This window comes from Pseudomonas sp. CYM-20-01, from assembly GCF_023169845.1.
GTDB classification, from domain to species: domain Bacteria; phylum Pseudomonadota; class Gammaproteobacteria; order Pseudomonadales; family Pseudomonadaceae; genus Aquipseudomonas; species Aquipseudomonas azotoformans.
Map to the genome: position 1 here is coordinate 1228917 of NZ_AP025169.1, position 20016 is coordinate 1248932.

Annotated in this window: 26 protein-coding genes; 18 read left to right on the forward strand and 8 right to left on the reverse strand. The window is 60.1% G+C overall.

What is annotated here, in order from left to right; genetic code table 11:
- Positions 1-8: 8 nt before the first annotated feature.
- The gene (locus tag M2497_RS05405) at positions 9-533 is read right to left on the reverse strand and encodes an HAD family hydrolase (protein WP_058414321.1); all 525 of its coding nucleotides are present in this window, start codon (positions 531-533) and stop codon (positions 9-11) included.
- Complete coding sequence (locus M2497_RS05410; RefSeq protein WP_058422988.1) at positions 534-1508, reverse strand: KpsF/GutQ family sugar-phosphate isomerase; 975 nt, start codon at positions 1506-1508, stop codon at positions 534-536.
- A 298-nt stretch (positions 1509-1806) separates the two neighbouring features.
- Between M2497_RS05410 and M2497_RS05415 the strand changes: the two genes are divergently transcribed.
- From M2497_RS05415 to hisC, 10 genes are all read left to right on the forward strand, one after another.
- Positions 1807-2616, forward strand: a complete 810-nt coding sequence (locus M2497_RS05415; RefSeq protein ID WP_003171811.1) for an ATP-binding cassette domain-containing protein — start codon at positions 1807-1809, stop codon at positions 2614-2616.
- On the forward strand, positions 2616-3413 hold the full coding sequence (mlaE, locus tag M2497_RS05420; RefSeq protein WP_028618862.1) for a lipid asymmetry maintenance ABC transporter permease subunit MlaE: 798 nt from the start codon (positions 2616-2618) through the stop codon (positions 3411-3413). Before M2497_RS05415 ends, mlaE begins: the two co-directional genes overlap by 1 nt.
- On the forward strand, positions 3413-3880 hold the full coding sequence (gene mlaD, locus M2497_RS05425) for an outer membrane lipid asymmetry maintenance protein MlaD (RefSeq protein ID WP_003171814.1): 468 nt from the start codon (positions 3413-3415) through the stop codon (positions 3878-3880). Before mlaE ends, mlaD begins: the two co-directional genes overlap by 1 nt.
- An 11-nt stretch (positions 3881-3891) precedes the next feature.
- Positions 3892-4539, forward strand: coding sequence for an ABC transporter substrate-binding protein (locus M2497_RS05430; RefSeq protein WP_058422987.1), 648 nt, complete (start codon positions 3892-3894; stop codon positions 4537-4539).
- Positions 4536-4841, forward strand: a complete 306-nt coding sequence (locus tag M2497_RS05435) for an STAS domain-containing protein (protein WP_248486202.1) — start codon at positions 4536-4538, stop codon at positions 4839-4841. Before M2497_RS05430 ends, M2497_RS05435 begins: the two co-directional genes overlap by 4 nt.
- A 114-nt stretch (positions 4842-4955) precedes the next feature.
- Entirely contained in the window at positions 4956-5195 is a 240-nt protein-coding gene (locus M2497_RS05440; protein WP_003188597.1) for a BolA family protein, read from the forward strand.
- A gap of 23 nt (positions 5196-5218) precedes the next feature.
- Positions 5219-6484 (forward strand): UDP-N-acetylglucosamine 1-carboxyvinyltransferase, encoded by a 1266-nt coding sequence (gene murA / locus M2497_RS05445; RefSeq protein ID WP_010213103.1) that lies wholly within the window; start codon positions 5219-5221, stop codon positions 6482-6484.
- Between the two features lie 231 nt (positions 6485-6715).
- Positions 6716-7351, forward strand: a complete 636-nt coding sequence (gene hisG, locus M2497_RS05450; RefSeq protein WP_010213102.1) for an ATP phosphoribosyltransferase — start codon at positions 6716-6718, stop codon at positions 7349-7351.
- Positions 7352-7479: 128 nt separating this feature from the next.
- Positions 7480-8802 (forward strand): histidinol dehydrogenase, encoded by a 1323-nt coding sequence (hisD, locus tag M2497_RS05455; protein WP_025856319.1) that lies wholly within the window; start codon positions 7480-7482, stop codon positions 8800-8802.
- A 3-nt stretch (positions 8803-8805) separates the two neighbouring features.
- Positions 8806-9858 carry a histidinol-phosphate transaminase gene (hisC, locus tag M2497_RS05460; RefSeq protein ID WP_248486204.1) on the forward strand — a complete coding sequence of 351 codons (1053 nt, stop codon included), beginning with the start codon at positions 8806-8808 and terminating at the stop codon, positions 9856-9858.
- Positions 9859-9984: 126 nt separating this feature from the next.
- Here hisC and M2497_RS05465 read toward each other — a convergent pair whose 3' ends face one another.
- Both M2497_RS05465 and upp read right to left on the reverse strand, forming a co-directional pair.
- Positions 9985-11259, reverse strand: a complete 1275-nt coding sequence (locus M2497_RS05465) for a uracil-xanthine permease family protein (protein ID WP_058422983.1) — start codon at positions 11257-11259, stop codon at positions 9985-9987.
- A gap of 2 nt (positions 11260-11261) precedes the next feature.
- The gene (gene upp / locus M2497_RS05470) at positions 11262-11900 is read right to left on the reverse strand and encodes a uracil phosphoribosyltransferase (protein ID WP_024073483.1); all 639 of its coding nucleotides are present in this window, start codon (positions 11898-11900) and stop codon (positions 11262-11264) included.
- A gap of 164 nt (positions 11901-12064) precedes the next feature.
- Between upp and M2497_RS05475 the strand changes: the two genes are divergently transcribed.
- The 4 genes from M2497_RS05475 to M2497_RS05490 all read left to right on the forward strand — a co-directional run bounded on the left by M2497_RS05475 (position 12065) and on the right by M2497_RS05490 (position 14093).
- Positions 12065-12622 (forward strand): hypoxanthine-guanine phosphoribosyltransferase, encoded by a 558-nt coding sequence (locus M2497_RS05475; protein WP_025856323.1) that lies wholly within the window; start codon positions 12065-12067, stop codon positions 12620-12622.
- A 3-nt stretch (positions 12623-12625) separates the two neighbouring features.
- The gene (locus tag M2497_RS05480) at positions 12626-13093 is read left to right on the forward strand and encodes a WbuC family cupin fold metalloprotein (protein ID WP_248486206.1); all 468 of its coding nucleotides are present in this window, start codon (positions 12626-12628) and stop codon (positions 13091-13093) included.
- 35 nt (positions 13094-13128) lie between these two features.
- Complete coding sequence (locus M2497_RS05485; protein ID WP_248486208.1) at positions 13129-13614, forward strand: hypothetical protein; 486 nt, start codon at positions 13129-13131, stop codon at positions 13612-13614.
- A gap of 191 nt (positions 13615-13805) precedes the next feature.
- The gene (locus M2497_RS05490) at positions 13806-14093 is read left to right on the forward strand and encodes a PA4642 family protein (protein ID WP_016976601.1); all 288 of its coding nucleotides are present in this window, start codon (positions 13806-13808) and stop codon (positions 14091-14093) included.
- A 63-nt stretch (positions 14094-14156) separates the two neighbouring features.
- Here M2497_RS05490 and mqo read toward each other — a convergent pair whose 3' ends face one another.
- Complete coding sequence (mqo, locus tag M2497_RS05495; RefSeq protein WP_058422978.1) at positions 14157-15665, reverse strand: malate dehydrogenase (quinone); 1509 nt, start codon at positions 15663-15665, stop codon at positions 14157-14159.
- Positions 15666-16384: 719 nt separating this feature from the next.
- Positions 16385-16618: a hypothetical protein gene (locus tag M2497_RS05500; protein ID WP_248486210.1), complete on the reverse strand. Its 234-nt coding sequence runs from the start codon at positions 16616-16618 to the stop codon at positions 16385-16387.
- A 194-nt stretch (positions 16619-16812) separates the two neighbouring features.
- Between M2497_RS05500 and M2497_RS05505 the strand changes: the two genes are divergently transcribed.
- Positions 16813-17400: a YajG family lipoprotein gene (locus M2497_RS05505; protein WP_179030190.1), complete on the forward strand. Its 588-nt coding sequence runs from the start codon at positions 16813-16815 to the stop codon at positions 17398-17400.
- Positions 17401-17459: 59 nt separating this feature from the next.
- Here the strand turns inward: M2497_RS05505 and M2497_RS05510 are convergent, their stop codons facing one another.
- Positions 17460-17669 carry a hypothetical protein gene (locus M2497_RS05510; RefSeq protein WP_058422975.1) on the reverse strand — a complete coding sequence of 70 codons (210 nt, stop codon included), beginning with the start codon at positions 17667-17669 and terminating at the stop codon, positions 17460-17462.
- Between the two features lie 183 nt (positions 17670-17852).
- On the opposite strand from M2497_RS05510, the gene M2497_RS05515 reads away from it, so the two are divergent.
- Positions 17853-18110 (forward strand): hypothetical protein, encoded by a 258-nt coding sequence (locus tag M2497_RS05515; RefSeq protein WP_058422974.1) that lies wholly within the window; start codon positions 17853-17855, stop codon positions 18108-18110.
- 122 nt (positions 18111-18232) lie between these two features.
- On the opposite strand, the gene M2497_RS05520 is transcribed toward M2497_RS05515, so the two are convergent.
- Positions 18233-19396, reverse strand: a complete 1164-nt coding sequence (locus M2497_RS05520; protein WP_179030189.1) for a 1-acyl-sn-glycerol-3-phosphate acyltransferase — start codon at positions 19394-19396, stop codon at positions 18233-18235.
- Positions 19397-19528: 132 nt separating this feature from the next.
- Between M2497_RS05520 and M2497_RS05525 the strand changes: the two genes are divergently transcribed.
- On the forward strand, positions 19529-19711 hold the full coding sequence (locus tag M2497_RS05525; RefSeq protein ID WP_248486212.1) for a CPXCG motif-containing cysteine-rich protein: 183 nt from the start codon (positions 19529-19531) through the stop codon (positions 19709-19711).
- A gap of 11 nt (positions 19712-19722) precedes the next feature.
- Positions 19723-19983, forward strand: a complete 261-nt coding sequence (locus M2497_RS05530; RefSeq protein WP_034095939.1) for a DUF2007 domain-containing protein — start codon at positions 19723-19725, stop codon at positions 19981-19983.
- Positions 19984-20016: the final 33 nt, after the last annotated feature.

Below are 20016 nucleotides of genomic sequence, written 5' to 3' on the forward strand. Positions count from 1 at the left end.
AAAACGCTCTATAAGTAGGCGGCGTGTGCCGCTTCAAGGCTGCCCTGGGCACGCAGGATCAGCTCGCAGAACTCGCGGGCGGCACCTTCGCCACCGCGGGCGCTGGTGATGCCGTGGGCGTGTTCGCGAACAAACGCCGCCGCATTGGCGACGGCCATGCCCAGGCCTACTCGGCGAATCACCGGCAGGTCTGGCAAGTCATCACCCAAGTAGGCGACCTGCTCATAGCTTAGGTTGAGTTGGCCAAGAAGCTCGTCCAGAACCACCAGTTTATCCTCGCGGCCCTGATACAGGTGAGGAATCCCCAGGTTTTGTGCGCGACGTTCCACAACGGGCGTTTTTCGGCCGCTGATAATTGCCGTTTGCACACCCGCCGCCATCAGCATTTTGATGCCCTGGCCGTCCAGCGTGTTGAATGTCTTGAATTCGCTGCCGTCTTCGAGGAAGTACAGGCGGCCGTCGGTCAGCACGCCGTCAACGTCGAAAATCGCGAGTTTGATATTTTTGCCGCGTTGCAACAGGTCGCTGGTCATCTACATCACTCCTGCACGCAGCAAGTCGTGCATGTTCAGGGCGCCAATCGGGCGGTCGTCGCCATCAACCACCACCAGCGCGCCGATCTTGTGGTCTTCCATGATCTTCAAGGCTTCGGCTGCCAGCATCTCTGGGCGTGCGGTCTTGCCGTGGGGTGTCATTACCGCGTCGATGGTGGCGGTGTGGATATCAATCGTGCGGTCCAGGGTGCGGCGCAGGTCGCCGTCGGTGAAGACCCCGGCCAAGCGGCCATCGGCCTCCAGGATCACCGTCATGCCCAGGCCCTTGCGGGTCATTTCCATCAGCGCATCCTTCAGCAAGGTGCCGCGCTGGACATGGGGCAACTCCTCGCCGGAGTGCATGACGTTTTCCACTTTCAGCAGCAGGCGGCGACCCAGGGCGCCACCCGGATGGGAAAACGCGAAGTCCTCAGCGGTAAACCCGCGGGCTTCCAGCAGCGCTACGGACAAGGCATCGCCCATGACCAGCGCGGCCGTGGTGGAGGAGGTCGGTGCCAGGTTCAGCGGGCAGGCCTCGTGGTCCACGTGGACGTTCAGGTTCACTTCGGCGGCCTTGGCCAGCGTCGACTCCGGGTTGCCGGTGATGCTGATCATCTGGATGCCCAGGCGTTTGATCAGCGGCAGCAGGGTAACGATTTCGTTGGTAGTGCCGGAGTTGGACAGCGCAAGGATGATGTCATCCTTGGTGATCATGCCCATGTCGCCGTGGCTGGCTTCGGCCGGGTGCACGAAAAACGCGGTGGTTCCGGTACTGGCCAGGGTGGCGGCGATCTTGTTGCCGACGTGGCCCGACTTGCCCATGCCGACCACCACAACGCGGCCCTTGCTGGCCAGAATCATCTCGCAGGCGCGTACGAAATCCGCGTCAATATGGGCCAGCAAGCCTTCTACGGCTTCAAGCTCGAGGCGGATGGTGCGTTGTGCGGATTGAATAAGGTCGCTGGATTGGCTCATGTCTGAAATCGTATAGCCTGACGAAAAGTCGGCGATTATAGCGGTAATGATCAATTCCCTCACGCAAGTTCGTCAGGGTTTGTTCGCAATGTTCCTGAGATTCAACCCCAGCAACGATTTTTCCCTGTCCCCAATCTGAACAAGCACTGTTCCGGCCTTGGGCGCCTTGTACCAGCAGTGATATAGTTCGCCGCCAGTTCGGTCCGCCCAGCCCACGTGGCCAACTATTGCGCAACGGTTGCAAACGTTTGTCGCAAGCGTGGTGTCTGAGTGAGAGGCTGCATCCCAAGGAGTTTAGATGAGTGCCGATAACGCCTACGCGGTCGAGCTGAAGGGACTGACCTTCAAGCGCGGGACGCGCAGCATCTTCAATAACGTCGATATCCGCATTCCGCGCGGCAAGGTCACGGGCATCATGGGGCCTTCCGGTTGCGGCAAGACCACGCTGCTGCGCCTGATGGGTATGCAATTGCGCCCCAGTGCGGGAGAGGTGTGGGTCAACGGCCAGAACCTGCCGACGCTGTCGCGCAGCGATCTGTTCGATGCACGCAAGCACATGGGTGTGCTGTTCCAGAGCGGTGCGCTGTTCACCGATCTTGATGTTTTCGAGAACGTGGCCTTTCCGCTGCGGGTGCATACCCAGCTGTCCGACGAGATGATTCGTGACATTGTGTTGCTGAAACTGCAGGCCGTAGGCCTTCGCGGCGCCATCGACCTGATGCCCGATGAATTGTCTGGTGGCATGAAGCGCCGTGTGGCGCTGGCGCGTGCCATTGCCCTCGACCCGCAGATTCTCATGTACGACGAGCCCTTTGTCGGCCAGGACCCCATCGCCATGGGCGTGCTGGTGCGTCTGATCCGCCTGCTCAACGATGCACTGGGCATTACCAGCATCGTGGTCTCCCACGATCTTGCAGAAACCGCGAGCATTGCCGATTACCTCTATGTAGTGGGCGATGGTCAGGTGCTGGGGCAGGGCACGCCCGAAGAGCTGATGAACGCCGACAACCCGCGCATTCGCCAATTCATGACCGGCGATCCTGATGGCCCGGTGCCTTTTCACTTTCCGGCAGCGGATTACCGCTCAGATCTTCTGGGGAAGCGCTGATGCGCAAGACATCTCTTATCGAGAAGGTTCGCCTTTTCGGTCGCTCGGGCATCGACATCGTCGAAGTGCTGGGTCGTTCGACGATTTTCCTGTTCCACGCCTTGCTCGGCCGCGGCGGTATTGGCGGCGGGTTCGGCCTGCTGGTCAAGCAGCTGCATTCGGTGGGCGTGATGTCCCTGGTGATCATCGTGGTCTCCGGGGTGTTCATCGGCATGGTGCTGGCGTTGCAGGGCTTCAATATTCTGTCCAGCTACGGTTCGGAGCAGGCAGTGGGGCAGATGGTCGCCCTGACGCTGTTGCGTGAACTGGGGCCGGTGGTGACCGCCTTGCTGTTCGCCGGGCGCGCGGGTTCCGCGTTGACCGCCGAAATCGGCAACATGAAGTCCACCGAGCAGCTGTCCAGTCTGGAAATGATCGGCGTGGACCCGCTCAAGTACATTGTTGCCCCGCGCCTGTGGGCCGGCTTCATTTCCCTGCCACTGCTGGCGATGATCTTCAGCGTGGTCGGGATCTGGGGCGGTTCGTGGGTGGCGGTGGACTGGCTGGGCGTCTACGACGGCTCCTACTGGGCCAACATGCAAAACAGCGTGACCTTCAGCGGTGACGTGCTCAACGGCATCATAAAGAGCATCGTCTTCGCCTTTGTGGTGACCTGGATCGCCGTATTCCAAGGCTACGACTGTGAGCCCACTTCAGAAGGGATCAGTCGCGCCACCACCAAGACCGTTGTGTACGCCTCGCTGGCGGTACTGGGCCTTGACTTCATTTTGACCGCCTTGATGTTTGGAGATTTCTGATGCAAAACCGCACTGTGGAAATCGGTGTCGGCCTTTTCTTGCTGGCTGGCATCCTGGCTTTACTCTTGTTGGCCCTGCGCGTCAGCGGCCTGTCGGCCAGCCCCACCGCCGACACTTATAAACTTTACGCGTACTTCGACAATATCGCCGGTTTGACTGTCAGAGCTAAAGTGACCATGGCCGGTGTGACCATCGGCAAGGTCACGGCAATCGATCTGGATCGCGACAGCTTCACCGGCCGAGTGACGATGCAGCTGGACAAGAAGGTAGATAATCTGCCGACTGACTCAACTGCATCTATCCTCACTGCGGGTCTGCTGGGCGAGAAATACATCGGTGTCAGCGTGGGTGGGGAAACAGCCCTGCTCAAGGATGGCTCGACAATCCACGACACACAGTCGTCGCTGGTACTTGAGGACCTGATCGGTAAATTCCTGCTTAATACGGTCAATAAAGACGCCAAATGAGGAATCTGTTCATGATCTCTACCTTGCGACGTGGCCTGCTGGTGCTGTTGGCAGCGCTGCCGCTGATGGCTAACGCGGCAGGTTCTGCGCACGATCTGGTGCAGGACACGACCAGCAAAATGCTGGCTGACCTGACTGCCAATAAAGAGCAGTACAAGCAAGATCCGAGTAAGTTTTACAACGCGCTCAACACCATTGTCGGCCCGGTGGTCGATGCTGAAGGCATTTCCCGCAGCATCATGACGGTCAAGTATTCGCGCAAGGCGACCCCTGCGCAGATGCAGACCTTCCAGGAAAACTTCAAGAAAGGCCTGTTCCAGTTCTACGGTAACGCGCTGCTCGAGTACAACAACCAGGGCATTACCGTTGCGCCTGCCGGTGATGAGTCGGGTGATCGCACCAGCGTCAACATGAGCGTCAAGGGTAACAACGGTGCCGTCTACCCTGTGCAGTACACGCTGGAGAAGGTCAACGGTGAGTGGAAGCTGCGCAACGTGATCATCAACGGCATCAACATCGGCAAGCTGTTCCGTGACCAGTTCGCTGATGCGATGCAGCGTAATGGCAACGACCTGGACAAAACCATCAACGGTTGGGCCGGTGAAGTCGCAAAAGCCAAGGAAACATCCGATAAAGAAGCCGGGAAGTCTGCGCAATGACCGAGTCGGCTGTTCGTCTTGGCGACGCCGGTGAGTTGTTCCTCAGCGGCGTGCTGGATTACCGCACCGGGCCTGAGCTGCGCAAGCAGGGTCAGGCGCTGATCAAAACTAGCACTGCGCCCGCGCTGGTGCTGGATTGTTCGGCCGTGACCAAGTCCAGCAGCGTCGGCTTGTCGCTGCTGCTGTGCTTCATGCGTGACGCCGAAGCGGCAAAAAAAACGGTCAGCATTCGGGCATTGCCCGAAGACATGCGCGAAATCGCCGAAGTTTCCGGCCTGACCGAGCTGCTGGCGCATCCTTAATACACATTATTAAAGAAGCCCCCCGTCAGAGTCCTGCTATGCGGGGTTCGCAGGCGCGGGGCTTTTTTGTATGATGTGCGACCCGCGCGCACTGGGCGCCGATAGAGGTTGAGCATGCAGGCCCTAGAAGTTAAGAGCTTTCTTGAAGGAAAGCTGCCGGAAACGACCGTTGAAGTTGAAGGCGAAGGCTGCAACTTCCAGCTGAACGTGATTAGCGATGAACTGGCGGCACTCAGCCCGGTCAAGCGTCAGCAGCAGATCTATGCCCATTTGAACCCGTGGATCACCGATGGCAGCATCCATGCGGTCACTATGAAATTTTTCAGCCGCGCGGCCTGGGCCGAGCGCACCTGAGCCCCCAAGGCGTCGAGATTCTTATGGATAAATTGATTATTACCGGCGGTGCCCGCCTTGATGGCGAGATTCGCATCTCCGGTGCAAAAAACTCCGCCTTGCCGATCCTGGCAGCGACCCTGCTGTGCGATGGCCCGGTTACCGTAGCCAACCTGCCGCACCTGCACGACATCACCACCATGATCGAGCTGTTCGGTCGCATGGGCATCGAGCCGGTGATCGACGAGAAACTGGCCGTCGAAATCGACCCGCGCACCATCAAGACCCTGATCGCCCCGTACGAACTGGTGAAAACCATGCGTGCGTCGATCCTGGTGCTCGGCCCGATGGTTGCCCGTTTCGGCGAAGCCGAAGTTGCCCTGCCTGGCGGTTGCGCCATCGGCTCGCGTCCGGTTGACCTGCACATCCGTGGCCTCGAAGCCATGGGCGCCGTTATCGACGTTGAAGGCGGCTACATCAAGGCCAAGGCGCCGGAAGGCGGCCTGCGTGGTGCCAACTTCTTCTTTGATACCGTCAGTGTGACCGGTACCGAGAACATCATGATGGCCGCTGCCCTGGCCAAAGGCCGCAGCGTCCTGCAAAACGCCGCGCGCGAGCCGGAAGTGGTCGACCTGGCCAACTTCCTGAACGCCATGGGCGCTAAGGTTTCCGGTGCCGGCACCGACACCATCACCATCGATGGCGTAGAGCGTCTGCACACCGCCACCTACAAGGTCATGCCTGACCGCATCGAGACCGGTACCTACCTGGTTGCCGCCGCCGTCACCGGTGGCCGCGTCAAGGTCAAGGACACCGATCCGACCATCCTGGAAGCGGTCCTGGAAAAACTGCGCGAAGCCGGTGCAGAAATCACCACCGGTGAAGACTGGATCGAGTTGAACATGCACGGCAAGCGTCCCAAGGCCGTCAACGTGCGTACCGCTCCGTACCCGGCGTTCCCGACCGACATGCAAGCGCAGTTCATCTCCCTGAACGCGATTGCCGAAGGCACCGGTGCCGTGATCGAGACCATCTTCGAAAACCGCTTCATGCACGTGTACGAACTGCACCGCATGGGCGCGAAGATCCAGGTTGAAGGCAACACCGCCATCGTCACCGGCACTGAGAAACTCAAGGGCGCGCCAGTCATGGCCACCGACCTGCGGGCTTCGGCCAGCCTGGTGATCTCGGCGCTGATCGCCGAAGGCGACACCCTGATCGACCGCATCTACCACATAGACCGTGGTTACGAGTGCATCGAAGAAAAACTGCAGATGCTCGGCGCGAAAATCCGCCGCGTACCAGGCTAGTTGCCGTTTGTAGTGAGCGGGCTTGCCCCGCGCTGGACTGCGCAGCAGTCCCTTTTTTGGGGTCGCTACGCAACCCAGCGCGGGGCAAGCCCGCTCACCACAAGAAGGTGCCTGCCGTTGAATAAGCAGCATGCTGAACTTGTTTCAAATCGAGGCTGTAATGGCCTCGATCTGTGTCCGGCGCCGTTTGCGACCGGACCGCAATAGCCTGATGAAGGACTGACGTTTCCCATGTTGACCATCGCACTGTCCAAGGGCCGCATCCTTGACGACACGTTGCCGCTTCTGGCTGAAGCGGGCATCGTGCCGACCGAGAATCCGGACAAGAGCCGCAAGCTGATCATCCCCACGACCCAGGACGACGTGCGCCTGTTGATCGTGCGGGCTACCGACGTGCCTACCTACGTTGAACATGGCGCGGCCGACCTCGGCGTCGCCGGTAAAGACGTGCTGATGGAATACGGTGGCCAGGGCCTGTACGAGCCGTTGGACCTGCGTATCGCCCTGTGCAAGTTGATGACCGCCGGCCGTGTCGGTGATGTCGAGCCTAAAGGCCGTCTGCGCGTTGCGACCAAGTTCGTCAACGTCGCCAAGCGTTACTACGCCGAGCAAGGCCGCCAGGTCGACATCATCAAGCTCTACGGCTCGATGGAGCTGGCGCCGCTGATCGGCCTGGCTGACAAGATCATCGACGTGGTCGACACCGGCAACACCCTGCGCGCCAACGGTCTTGAGCCGCAAGAATTCATTGCAGACATCAGCTCCCGCCTGATCGTCAACAAGGCATCGATGAAGATGCAGCACGCCCGTATCCAGGCGTTGATCGACACCCTGCGCAAGGCAGTGGAGTCGCGACACCGCGGTTGACTTACCCGCGTAGCTGAAAGGCTGCGCCCGTCTATCCGCCTCATAGCCAGAATTCTCAGGTGCCCAAGCGGATCGACTGCTAACTTTCGGCGCCTGAGCATTTTTGCCAATCCTATGAGGCCCTCGCTATGACCACGTCCACTGCAATTGCCCGACTCAACGCTGCCGACCCGGATTTCGCCCATCATCTGGATCATCTGCTGAGCTGGGAAAGCGTGTCCGACGATTCGGTCAACCAGCGGGTGCTCGACATCATCAAGGCCGTGCGTGAGCGCGGTGACGCGGCGCTGGTGGACTTCACCCGTCAGTTCGATGGGCTGGACGTCAAGTCCATGGCTGACCTGATCCTGCCCCGTGAACGCCTGGAACTGGCCCTGACGCGCATCACCGCGCCGCAACGCGAAGCCCTGGAAGTGGCGGCCGCGCGTGTGCGCAGCTACCACGAAAAACAGAAGCAGGACTCCTGGAGCTACACCGAGGCCGACGGCACTGTGCTGGGGCAGAAGGTCACGCCGCTGGACCGCGCCGGTTTGTACGTGCCGGGCGGCAAGGCTTCGTACCCTTCGTCCGTGCTGATGAACGCGATTCCGGCCAAAGTGGCGGGCGTGACCGAGGTGGTCATGGTGGTGCCGACGCCGCGTGGTGAAATCAACGAGCTGGTGCTGGCCGCTGCCTGTATTGCCGGAGTCGACCGCGTGTTCACCATCGGTGGTGCCCAAGCCGTTGCCGCGCTGGCCTATGGCACTGAAAGCGTACCGAAGGTCGACAAAGTGGTCGGCCCCGGCAACATCTACGTCGCCACTGCCAAGCGCCATGTATTCGGCCAGGTCGGTATCGACATGATCGCCGGCCCTTCGGAAATCCTCGTGGTGTGCGACGGCCAGACCGACCCGGACTGGATCGCCATGGACCTGTTCTCCCAGGCCGAGCACGACGAAGACGCCCAGGCGATCCTGGTCAGCCCGGACGCTGAGTTCCTCGATAAAGTCGCTGCCAGTATCAATAAGCTGCTGCCGACCATGGAGCGCGCCGAAATCATCGAAAAATCGATCAATGGCCGTGGTGCGTTGATCCTGGTGCGCGACATGGAGCAAGCCATCGAGGTGGCCAACCGCATCGCGCCGGAGCACCTGGAGTTGTCCGTGGCCGACCCACAAGCCTGGCTGCCGTCGATCCGTCACGCCGGTGCGATCTTCATGGGGCGCCACACCAGCGAAGCCCTGGGCGACTACTGCGCAGGCCCGAACCACGTGCTGCCGACTTCCGGTACTGCGCGTTTCTCGTCGCCGCTGGGGGTGTATGACTTCCAGAAGCGCTCGTCGATCATTTTCTGCTCGCCGCAGGGCGCTTCCGAGCTGGGCAAGACTGCCTCGGTGCTGGCCCGTGGTGAATCCCTGAGCGCGCATGCCCGCAGCGCCGAATACCGTATCCTTGAAGAGAAGGGGAACTGAGACATGAGCAAATTCTGGAGCCCTTTCGTCAAGGACCTCGTGCCTTACGTGCCCGGCGAGCAGCCAAAGCTGACCAAACTGGTCAAGCTCAACACTAACGAAAACCCCTACGGCCCATCGCCCAAAGCCTTGGCGGCGATGCAGGCCGAGTTGAACGACAATCTACGTTTGTACCCGGACCCCAACAGCGACCTGCTCAAGCAGGCTGTGGCCAAGTACTACGGAATCGACGCTGGCAAAGTGTTCCTCGGCAACGGTTCCGACGAAGTGCTGGCGCACATCTTCCACGGTTTGTTCCAGCACGACCTGCCGCTGCTGTTCCCGGACATCAGCTACAGCTTCTACCCGGTGTACTGCGGCCTTTATGGCATCAAATCCGACCCGCTGCCGCTGGATGACCAGTTCCAGATTCGTGTGGCGGACTACGCCAAGCCCAACGGCGGGATCATCTTTCCCAACCCGAACGCGCCGACCGGTTGCGTACTGGCGCTGGACGCGGTGGAGCAGATTCTCAAGGCCAGCCCGGATTCGGTGGTGGTGGTCGATGAAGCCTATATCGACTTCGGCGGTGAAACCGCGATCAGCCTGGTGGATCGCTACCCGAACCTGCTGGTGACCCAGACCCTGTCCAAATCGCGCTCACTGGCCGGTTTGCGGGTGGGCTTGGCCGTGGGCCACCCGGACCTGATCGAGGCGCTGGAGCGGGTCAAGAACAGCTTCAACTCCTACCCACTGGACCGCCTGGCGATTGTTGGCGCGGCGGCGGCGTTCGAGGACCGTGAGTATTTCGAGAAGACTTGCCGGTTGGTGATCGACAGTCGCGACAAGCTGGTTGCGCAACTGGAAGAGAAAGGCTTTGAAGTGCTGCCGTCAGCCGCCAACTTCATTTTTGCCCGTCACCCACGGCACGACGCCGCTGGCCTGGCGGCCAAGTTGCGTGAGCAAGGGGTGATCGTGCGGCACTTCAAACAGGAGCGGATTGCCCAGTTCCTGCGGATCAGCATCGGCACGCCGGAGCAGAACCAGGCGTTGATCGATGGGCTGGGCCAGCTCTAACAAGCGCTGAAATCAAATGTGGGAGGGGGCTTGCCCCCGATTGCGGTGTATCAGCCAGCTAATGCGTTGACTGACACACTGCTATCGGGGGCAAGCCCCCTCCCACATTGGGTTCTACGGTGTGGGTTAGATCAACGGCTCGTCAGACTTCTTGTTCTTCCAGCCATCATTGCCCGGCAGCAGCAGGTTCAACCCAATCGCTACCACCGCACACAGGGCGATACCCTTGAGGCCGAAGTCATCCGGGCCGGTGCCGGTACCGACCAGCACACCGCCAATCCCGAACACCAACGTCACCGACACAATCACCAGGTTGCGCGCTTCGCCCAGGTCGATCTTGTGGCGGATCAGGGTGTTCATCCCCACCGCGGCAATCGAGCCGAACAGCAGGCACAGAATCCCGCCCATCACCGGCACCGGAATGCTCTGCAGCAACGCGCCGAACTTGCCGATGAACGCCAGGCTGATGGCAAACACCGCTGCCCAGGTCATGATCTTCGGGTTGTAGTTCTTGGTCAGCATCACCGCGCCGGTCACTTCGGCGTAGGTGGTGTTGGGTGGGCCGCCGAACAGGCCGGCAGCCGTGGTGGCAATACCATCACCCAGCAGGGTGCGGTGCAGGCCGGGCTTCTTCAAGTAGTCGCGACCGGTCACGCTGCCCACCGCAATTACACCGCCGATATGTTCGATCGCCGGGGCCAGGGCCACCGGGACGATGAACAGGATCGCCTGCCAGTTGAATTCCGGCGCGGTGAAGTGGGGCAGGGCGAACCAGGGGGCTGCCGCAATCTTCGCCGTGTCGACCACGCCAAAGTAGAACGACATGGCAAAACCCACTAGCACGCCGGAGATAATCGGCACCAGGCGGAAAATGCCCTTGCCGAACACCGCCACGATCAAGGTGGTCAGCAGCGCCGGCATCGAGATCATCATCGCGGTCTGGTAATGGATCAGCTCAGCGCCATCACCGGCTTTACCCATCGCCATGTTCGCGGCAATCGGCGCCATGGCCAGGCCGATGGAGATAATCACCGGCCCGATCACCACGGGTGGCAGCAACCGGTCGATAAACCCGGTGCCTTTGATCTTCACCGCCAGGCCCAGGAAGGTGTACACGAAACCCGCCGCCATCACCCCGCCCATGGTCGCCGCGAGGCCGAACTGGCCTTTGGCGAGAATGATCGGGGTAATGAAGGCAAAGCTCGACGCCAGGAATACCGGCACCTGCCGCCCTGTCACCACCTGGAACAGCAACGTGCCCAGGCCCGCGGTGAACAGTGCGACGTTTGGATCAAGACCTGTGATCAGCGGCATCAACACCAGCGCGCCAAATGCTACGAAGAGCATTTGTGCGCCAGACAGGATCTGGCGCCAAAGCGGGTCGTTGAATTCATCCTGCATGCTCACGCGTCCTTCTGCTTGGTGCCAAAGATCTTGTCACCGGCATCGCCCAGGCCTGGGATGATGTAGCCGTGTTCGTTGAGGCGCTCGTCGATGGAGGCGGTGTAGATCTGCACATCCGGGTGAGCCTTCTCGACGGCAGCGATGCCTTCGGGTGCAGCCACCAGCACCATGGCGCGGATATCCTTGCAGCCAGCTTTTTTCAGCAGGTCGATGGTGGCAACCATGGAACTGCCGGTGGCGAGCATCGGGTCGATGATCATCGCCAGGCGCTCGTTGATTTCCGGGACGAGTTTTTCCAGGTAAGTGTGGGCCTGCAAGGTTTCTTCGTTGCGGGCCACGCCTACGGCGCTGACCTTGGCGCCCGGGATCAGGCTGAGCACGCCTTCGAGCATGCCGATACCGGCGCGCAGGATCGGCACCACGGTGATTTTCTTACCGGCGATTTTCTCGACCTGCACGGGACCGGCCCAACCAGGGATTTCATAGCTCTCCAAGGGTAAATCCTTGGTCGCTTCGTAAGTGAGCAACGCTCCGACTTCCTGAGCGAGCTCACGGAAGTTCTTCGTGCTAATGTCGGCGCGGCGCATAAGGCCGAGCTTGTGTCGGATCAGCGGGTGGCGGATCTCGCGAGTGGGCATGGGAAAGGCTCCGGCGGCGGGCAAAAAAACCGGCCTAGATTAATCTATCCGAGGGTGTTGTCCTATAGACATCTAGTACGTTAGTCCATTAAGGCTTGCTCGGAGCGCACGAGAAGCGTACCTTCGCCCGCTTTTCTTGCCACAGCACCCCCTTGGAGAGCGCCATGTCCGCTGATCTCGAGCATATCCGTCAAATCATGCGCGAGGCTGACTGCCTGTACACCGAAGCGCAAGTCGAAGAAGCGATCGCCAAGGTCGGCGCACACATCACCCGCGAAATGGCCGACACCAACCCGGTGGTCTTCTGCGTGATGAACGGTGGCCTGATTTTCGCCGGAAAATTGCTGACCCACCTGCAATTCCCGCTGGAAGCCTCCTACCTGCACGCCACCCGCTATCGCAACGAAACCAGCGGCGGCGACCTGTTCTGGAAAGCCAAGCCGGAAGTCTCGTTCATCGACCGCGACGTGCTGATCATCGATGACATCCTGGACGAAGGTCACACCCTGGGTGCGATCATCGACTTCTGCAAACACGCCGGCGCGCGCAAAGTGCACACCGCCGTGCTGATCGACAAAGATCACGACCGCAAGGCTCGCCCGGACCTGAAAGCCGATTACGTCGGCCTGCCGTGCATTGACCGCTATATCTTCGGTTACGGCATGGACTACAAAGGCTACTGGCGCAACGCCAATGGGATCTTCGCCGTCAAAGGGATGTAAGTCATGGCCCGTTTTCTTGATCAGACGCTGTTTGCCGAACTGGCCGAGAAAGCGGCCGCCAGCCCCCGTGGCCGGCACCACCATAACTTCCACCAGATGGAAGAGCCTTGTCATCGCCTGGCGGTGGGCCTGCAACCTGACACCTATGTGCCGCCGCATCGGCACCTGAGTGCGGACAAGGCAGAAACCTTGCTGGTGCTGCAGGGCCGCTTGGGCTTGCTGGTCTTCAGCGAAACCGGTGAGGTCATTGCCAAGCGTGTCATGCAGGCCGGCGGTGAATGCGCTGGTGTGGATCTGCCACCCGGTGTCTTCCATGGCCTGGTGGTGTTGGAGCCCGACACGGTGATGTTCGAGTGCAAGGCCGGGCCTTATCGTCCGGTGGGCGAGGGCGAACAGGCCGATTGGGCACCCCGCGAAGGCGAGGCCGGTGTGGCCGAGTACCAACGCTGGATGCTTGCCCAGTTCGATTGAGCTACAGTGCTGGGCCCACCTTGCCGGAGCGGCCCATGAGCCTGTTGATACGCACCTGCGCCGCCCTGGCGCTGACCCTCAGTTTGCCCCTGGCTGCCGCGCCTGCGCCGATGCACAGCCAATTCCTGCCTTCGGACGACCTGACTCTGCGCGCTGAAGCGCCGGACCAGCAGCAATTGCTGCAAGTCTCCGAGTACGCGGTGGTGGTGGGCAACCAGCGCCAGTCCAGCCAACAACCCATCCCGGTGACTGCGCCGTTGATGATTCGCCTGAAGGGCAAGTCCCTGAACAAAGGCGCGACCATCGCCCAGGTGGTGCTCAATTTCGACGCTGAAAGCAAAAGCCTGAAAAAGCCGGCCTACGATGACAAGAGCAAGACTTTGACCTTGTCCTACCCGGTGGCCCAATACCGTGTGATTGTTGACCTGTTGCGCAATGACACGGTGTATGTGCAGTTCCTCAGTTATGCCAATGGGCATATCTGGGCGGATTTGCATACTGGTGCGGTGCGTACCCAATAGCAAGAACACTGAAAAGCCAACGTGGGAAGGAGCTTGCTCCTGATTACGGTGGGGCGGTCAATTAGATGTCGCCTGACACTCCGCCATCGGGGGCAAGCCCCCTCCCACATTGAATCTCCAGCGCTTTCGAAGCCTGCGTCGCACAGGTAGACTTCAAACCCCGTGTAAATGTCTGCAGGCTGGAGTCGGTAATGCGTAAAGATAAGAAACAGGTGATTGGTGACGAGATCGGCGACGATCAGATCAAGTTGTTCCTGGACTTCGAGCCGGTCGACGCGACTTCCCCGTCCCTGCACAAACTGATCAAGGCCTACCGTGGCCTGCGTATCGACGATTTCGAGCGGTTCCTGGGCTTCTTCAAGGAAGCCGGCCTGGACCTCGACGGCAAGGATGAGCATGGCCAGACCTTCGTCGATCTGATCAAGGACCAGCGCAACGCGGACGAGTACATCGAACTGATCGAAAACGCTCGCGGCTGATTATCCAAGCCACAAAAAAACGCCCCGTTCTCAGGTTGAGAGCGGGGCGTTTTTCATGGCGCCTCAAGCGTAGCTTTCGGTCTCGGCGGCAGGTTCAACCAGTTCCAGGCTGATGTTGTTCTGCGCGTTGATCTTGCGATACAACTCGGCATCCGTTTCCAGGACCTTTTCACGGGCCGGGAAGATCTCGTGCAGTTTGGCAGCCCACTCACCGGCGGCTTTTTCCGGGAAGCACTTCTCGATCAGTTCCAGCATGATCGAAACGGTCACCGAAGCACCCGGGGACGCGCCCAGCAGCGCCGCGAGCGTGCCGTCTTTGGCCGCGACCAGCTCGGTGCCGAATTGCAGCACCCCGCCTTTTTTCGGGTCTTTCTTGATGATCTGCACCCGTTGGCCAGCCACTTCCAGGCGCCAGTCTTCGGCTTTCGCCTCAGGGTAGAAGCGGCGCAGGGATTCCAGGCGCTGTTCCATGGACTGCATCACTTCGCTGACCAGGTACTTGGTCAGGTCCATGTTGTCGCGGGCCACGGCCAGCATCGGGCCGATGTTGCCGGCGCGAACCGACAGCGGCAGGTCGAGGAACGAGCCGTGCTTGAGGAACTTGGTGGTGAAGCCGGCGTATGGCCCGAACAGCAGGGATTTCTTGCCATCGACCACACGGGTGTCCAAATGCGGCACGGACATCGGCGGCGAACCCACGGCGGCCTGGCTGTAGACCTTGGCCTGGTGGTGTTTGACCACTTCCGGGTTGTCGCAACGCAGCCACTGGCCGCTGACCGGGAAGCCGCCAAAGCCTTTGCTTTCTTCAATACCCGAGGCTTGCAGCAGCGGCAGTGCCGCGCCGCCGGCGCCGAGGAACACGAACTTGGCATCGACTTCACGGCTGTTGCCGCTGTTGACGTCCTTGATGCTCACGGTCCAGCCCGCGCCGTTGCGCTTGAGGCCGGTGACGCGTTTGCTGTACTTGACCTGGGCGTCTGCCGAGCTGGTCAGGTGGCTGAGCAGTTGGTTGGTCAGGGCGCCGAAGTTCACGTCCGTGCCGTTCATCACACGGGTGGCCGCGATTTTTTCGTCGAGCGGACGGCCCGGCATCATCAGCGGCATCCATTCGGCCATCTCACTGCGGTCTTCGGTGTAGTGCATGTCCGAAAACGCATGGTGCTGGCTGAGGCTTTCAAAGCGCTTCTTGAGGAAGGACACGCCTTTTTCGCCCTGCACGAAGCTCAGGTGCGGCACCGGGCTGATAAAGGACTTGGACGAGCCAAAGGTGCCCTTTTTGGTCAGGTACGCCCAGAACTGCTTCGACACCTCGAACTGGGTGTTGATGTGCACGGCTTTCTTGATGTCGATGGAGCCATCGGCGGCCTGCGGCGTGTAGTTCAGCTCACACAGCCCGGCGTGGCCGGTACCGGCGTTGTTCCACGGGTTGGAACTTTCCGCGGCACCCGAATCCATCAGCTCAACGACTTCCAGCTTCAGGCCGGGGTCGAGCTCTTTGAGCAGTACGGCCAGGGTGGCACTCATGATGCCGGCCCCTACCAGTACTACGTCGACTGCTTCGTTATGCGCCATTTAACGCGTCTCCAAAATCTGCAGCACCAAATTGACGGCATGGCTGCCAGGAGTGACGGGGCGGTTCACGTGTTGCCCCAGGTTACCCATGGCCAGGATCGCCATGTCCGATTCGCAATTCTTTGCATGTTCAGCGCACGCTTCCTGCCGGGCTAGTCTGCCTATGAACGCATTCATGGGCGCCTGTGGCAATTCGACTTATGGTCAAAGCGTGCGATTCGTGCAACCAATCCGTAGCGGACAGGCTCAAGCTCCGGTTTTTAAGGCGTGCTCGGTCCTGTGTGGTTGGGCTGTTCCAGACGCTGATGGTGCTTGTACAAACGCCAAACTATTCATTTGCTCGCCACACTCTTGTGAAGTTGTGAAAACCCGTTTTTTCACGCTCTTTTGAAGACGTGAACCTCAAAAAAGGGCTGCCCCAGCCTGGCACCTGGCCCCTAGCCGACACGCGGCAAAACGGGCAAACAACTCAAGTGGCCGAGCGCAATGGCAGCTCTGGCAGATTCGGTAAAGGCGGGTGGTTTGCAAAGAAAACAGCAAGCGCGCCAGCTTCACTCGATCTGTGTGGGCGGCTCTCTGTGGGCGATTCTTGGGGCTAATGCCTAGGCATTAACGATGCTGCGAGGCCCGATCAGGAGACGTCCTTATAATCGGGGGGAGATTGTAGCGAAGAACGCCAGGGAAATGGGCGTGTTTTATGACTTTTATTAGGCGTTCGGTCAGGCGGCCAACGGTTGGTGATGCGACGGCTGCGTTGCACGTGGGCTGACACGGGCGCTGGCTGGCAGCGGGTGGTGCATCCAGCTCAGGCGGATTTCATCGATTTCCACCCAGCCGTCGCCTACAGGAGGCTGGCAGCACTCTTTGAAGGCCTGGCAACGGCCTTGCACATCGAGCAGGGCGAACTGGCGAAGGACCGGTTTGCGCGTGAACAGTGACCAGAGAAATTGCATGGCGACAGACCTCTTGAGATTGGGGCCAAGCTTGCCTGTCGGGCATGACGGGCCTGTGTATCAGCCGTGACATATCAGTGACATCGAACCGCTACAGTCTGTGCAGGTCTCAGGTTGTAACTGGCGCTAGTTCCCGGCACTGGCGCACCGCTATACTGCCCGCCTGTCGGTACCCGATTTCTGGAGAGAAGAGCATGTTGCAACGCCTGTTGTTCGGTTTGATCACTGTGACCAGTTTGACCCTGGTTGGCTGCGCCAACAGCCCGCAACAACTGACCCCGGAACCAAAAATCACCACGCAGTTGGCCCCCGTGGGTCACGGTCAGCCAGTGTCGGTGCGTGTGGTGGATGGTCGTCCGTCGCCTACGCTCGGTTCGCGCGGCGGCCTGTATCCGGAAACCGCCCTGGTCTCGGTGAATGCGCAAGACGTGCTGCCCAAGCTGCAGGCCCAGGCCGAAGCAGCCGTGCGCCTGTTGGGTTTCACCCCGAGCGCCAACGCGCCGGGCGCTCCGCAGTTGACGATCACCCTGGCCGAATTGAAGTACCAGTCGCCTAAAGACGGCCTGTACGTGACCGAAGCGTCCATCGGCGCGACGTTCAAGTCCGACGTCACCGCCGGCACCCGTCGCTACAGCGGCCGCTACGGTGCGTCCCTGAACCAGCGTTTCGGTATGTCGCCGAACCAGGAAACCAACACCAAGCTGGTCAGCGACGTCCTGAGCGACGCCTTGACCCGTCTGTTCAAGGACCCAAGCATCGGTTCGCTGCTCAGCTCGCAATAACCGATTCTGTAAAAAAAACCGGGCTCATCATTGAGCCCGGTTTTTTTTCGTCTTCAGTTTCATGCGGCCGTGTCGATACAGAAATCCAGCAGGCTCACCCCGGTCAACAGATCGGCCTCCGGCAGGTCGGCATGCTGGTGTCCGCCGAGGGCGCAATACACCAGCCAGTGGCGGTCCTGGACGTTGAAGGCCAGGCCGCCGATCAGCGCTTCCTGCTCATCGCTCTGGGCGATCAGATACAGCCGATCCTGGTTTTGTGCATGCAGCATGACAAGCTCCTAAAGCGTCGAAGGGCAACAGAGTGGCTTGTTAAGGTGACGTTCAGGTGACGTTGTAAATTACTGGATACATTAGCCGTCAATGGGGGAGGGAGCATTTCAGGCGCCGGAGGCCACTATCGTTCAGGTTTGTATCTGAACCGATACCAAAACACTGTTTTGCCGAGGTTTTTGATGGCGCTGCCCGCACTGTTGACCAATGTTGTTGCTTTGGCCGTGGCCTGTCCGGGCGCGGCGCTGCTGTTCATTACCCGTCTGCGCGAACAGCGCGCCATGGCTGACCTGACCGCGCAGAGCGAAGATCGCGCAATTGATCAGCCGATGTTGTTTCTGGATGTGCGCACCGAACGGGCGCATCGTCTGGCTTACCGCGTCGGTTTCGCCTGCCTGGGGTTGGCGCTGGCCATTTCCTGGCTCAGCACCCGCCTTTAAGAACACCACAAAACAAATGTGGGAGGTGGGCTTGCCCCCGATGACGGAGCTTCAGTCGACAGCTGATTGACTGATACACCGCTATCGGGGGCAAGCCCCCTCCCACATTTTTGAATCGGTGTTTAGAGGGGTATTCCAGCCTTGACCCGATACTGATTACGCACCGGCGTCGCATATTGCACCACCAGGAACGGCCGGTGCTCAGCCGGGCATTCGTTCAAACGCCGCTCCCACTCCGCCTTCGCCTTGGCCAGTTCATCGGCCGGGAATACTTCGGCCGCCGTCGGCACCTGCAATTGTGGGTCGGCGTCGCTCCACTGGGCGTAGGCCAGGTAATGCACCGGGAACAACCGGTAGCCCCCCAGAATCTGCCGGTCCATTTCTGCGGCCAGCAACTTGGTGTCTTCGAAACGCTCGGTAATCGGCGGCGCGAAGTTAATGTGCACGCGTCCCTTGTAGCCGGTGATGCCCAGGGCAATGCTCACATCGTCTTCGCCCTGCGCCTTGACGTAGGTGCCGGTGGTAGCACGGATGTACAGCTCGCGGGCCTTGGCTGAATCACATGGGTCGTATTCGTAGCTGATGGACACCGGCGTCAGGTTCAGCGACTGGATCACCTCGGCAAACGGCTCGTCCTTGCGGCTGACATGGAACATCTTGAGGATCGCCGACTCGGTACGGTCATCTCCATCCTTGGCGCGCCCTTCGGCCTGGGCGATCCAGATCGACGCACCGTCGTTGCGGATCGAATGGTTGATGTAGGCCGACAGCAATTGATAGGCCGCCATCTTCTCTTTGCGCCCGGTGATCGAGCGGTGCACGATGAAACTCTTGTTCAGGCGCATCAGGTCGCTGACAAACGGCTTTTGCAGCAGGTTGTCGCCAATGGCGATGCGGGGTGTCGGCAGGCCGGCGTGGTACACCGCATAGTTGACGAAGGCCGGGTCCATCACGATATCGCGGTGGTTGGCCAGGAACAGGTAGGCGGTGCCGGACTTGAGCTGCTCGACCCCGGTGTAAGTCACGCCGTCGGTCGCCCGGTCAATGGTGTGGTCGACGTAGTACTCGACTTTGTCCTGCAGCGTGGCCACGGTGGTGACGCCGGCGAATTCACGGCGCAGTTTGCGGGCGATCATCGGCTTGAGCAGCCAGCCCAGGGCGCCGGCAAAGCGCGGGAAACGGAAGTGGGTCAGGATGTCCAGAAAGGCCTTGTCACTGAACAGACGTGCCAGCACTGCCGGGACTTCGCTGTCATTGTAAGGTCGGATGGTATCGAATTCGCCCATCATGCTCTCTTGTTAGAAACGGCTAGGGTAAGTAAAGGAAATACCAGGGTGCGGCCCGAGTAATGGGCTCGGCCAAAAATAGCCCTGTAAATAGACCGGCGATTATACGCACAAGTCACCTTGGAGGCTGCGATGCTGGAAAGCGCGACGTACGATTGTCCTTATTGCGGTGAAGAGGTCGAGACAACGGTGGATTTGTCCGGGGGCGATCAGGTTTATATAGAGGACTGCCAGGTGTGCTGCCGACCGATCATTTTCGATCTGCAGGTGCATGGCGAAGAATGGATGCTTGAAACCCGTAGTGAAAACGAATAGCGGGGGCGCTGATGCAACGAATCTACGAACCGGAAAACCTGATGGAAGGCGAGTTGCTGCAACAGATGCTCGCCAGTGAAGGCATCGAGGCGCACCTGGTGGGGCGGCATTTGCTCGGTGGCACCGGCGAGTTGCCCATCTTCGGCCTGCTGGGGCTGGAGGTGGACAATGACCGCGCCCTCGACGCCCGCGAGTTGATTACCGCCTATATCGGCGCGCAACCGCTGCCGGGCGACGAACCCGACAGCTTCCCCGACGTGCTGGTCTGTTAGGCTGTCGGTCGGTTTACCCAAGAGTCGTGTTGC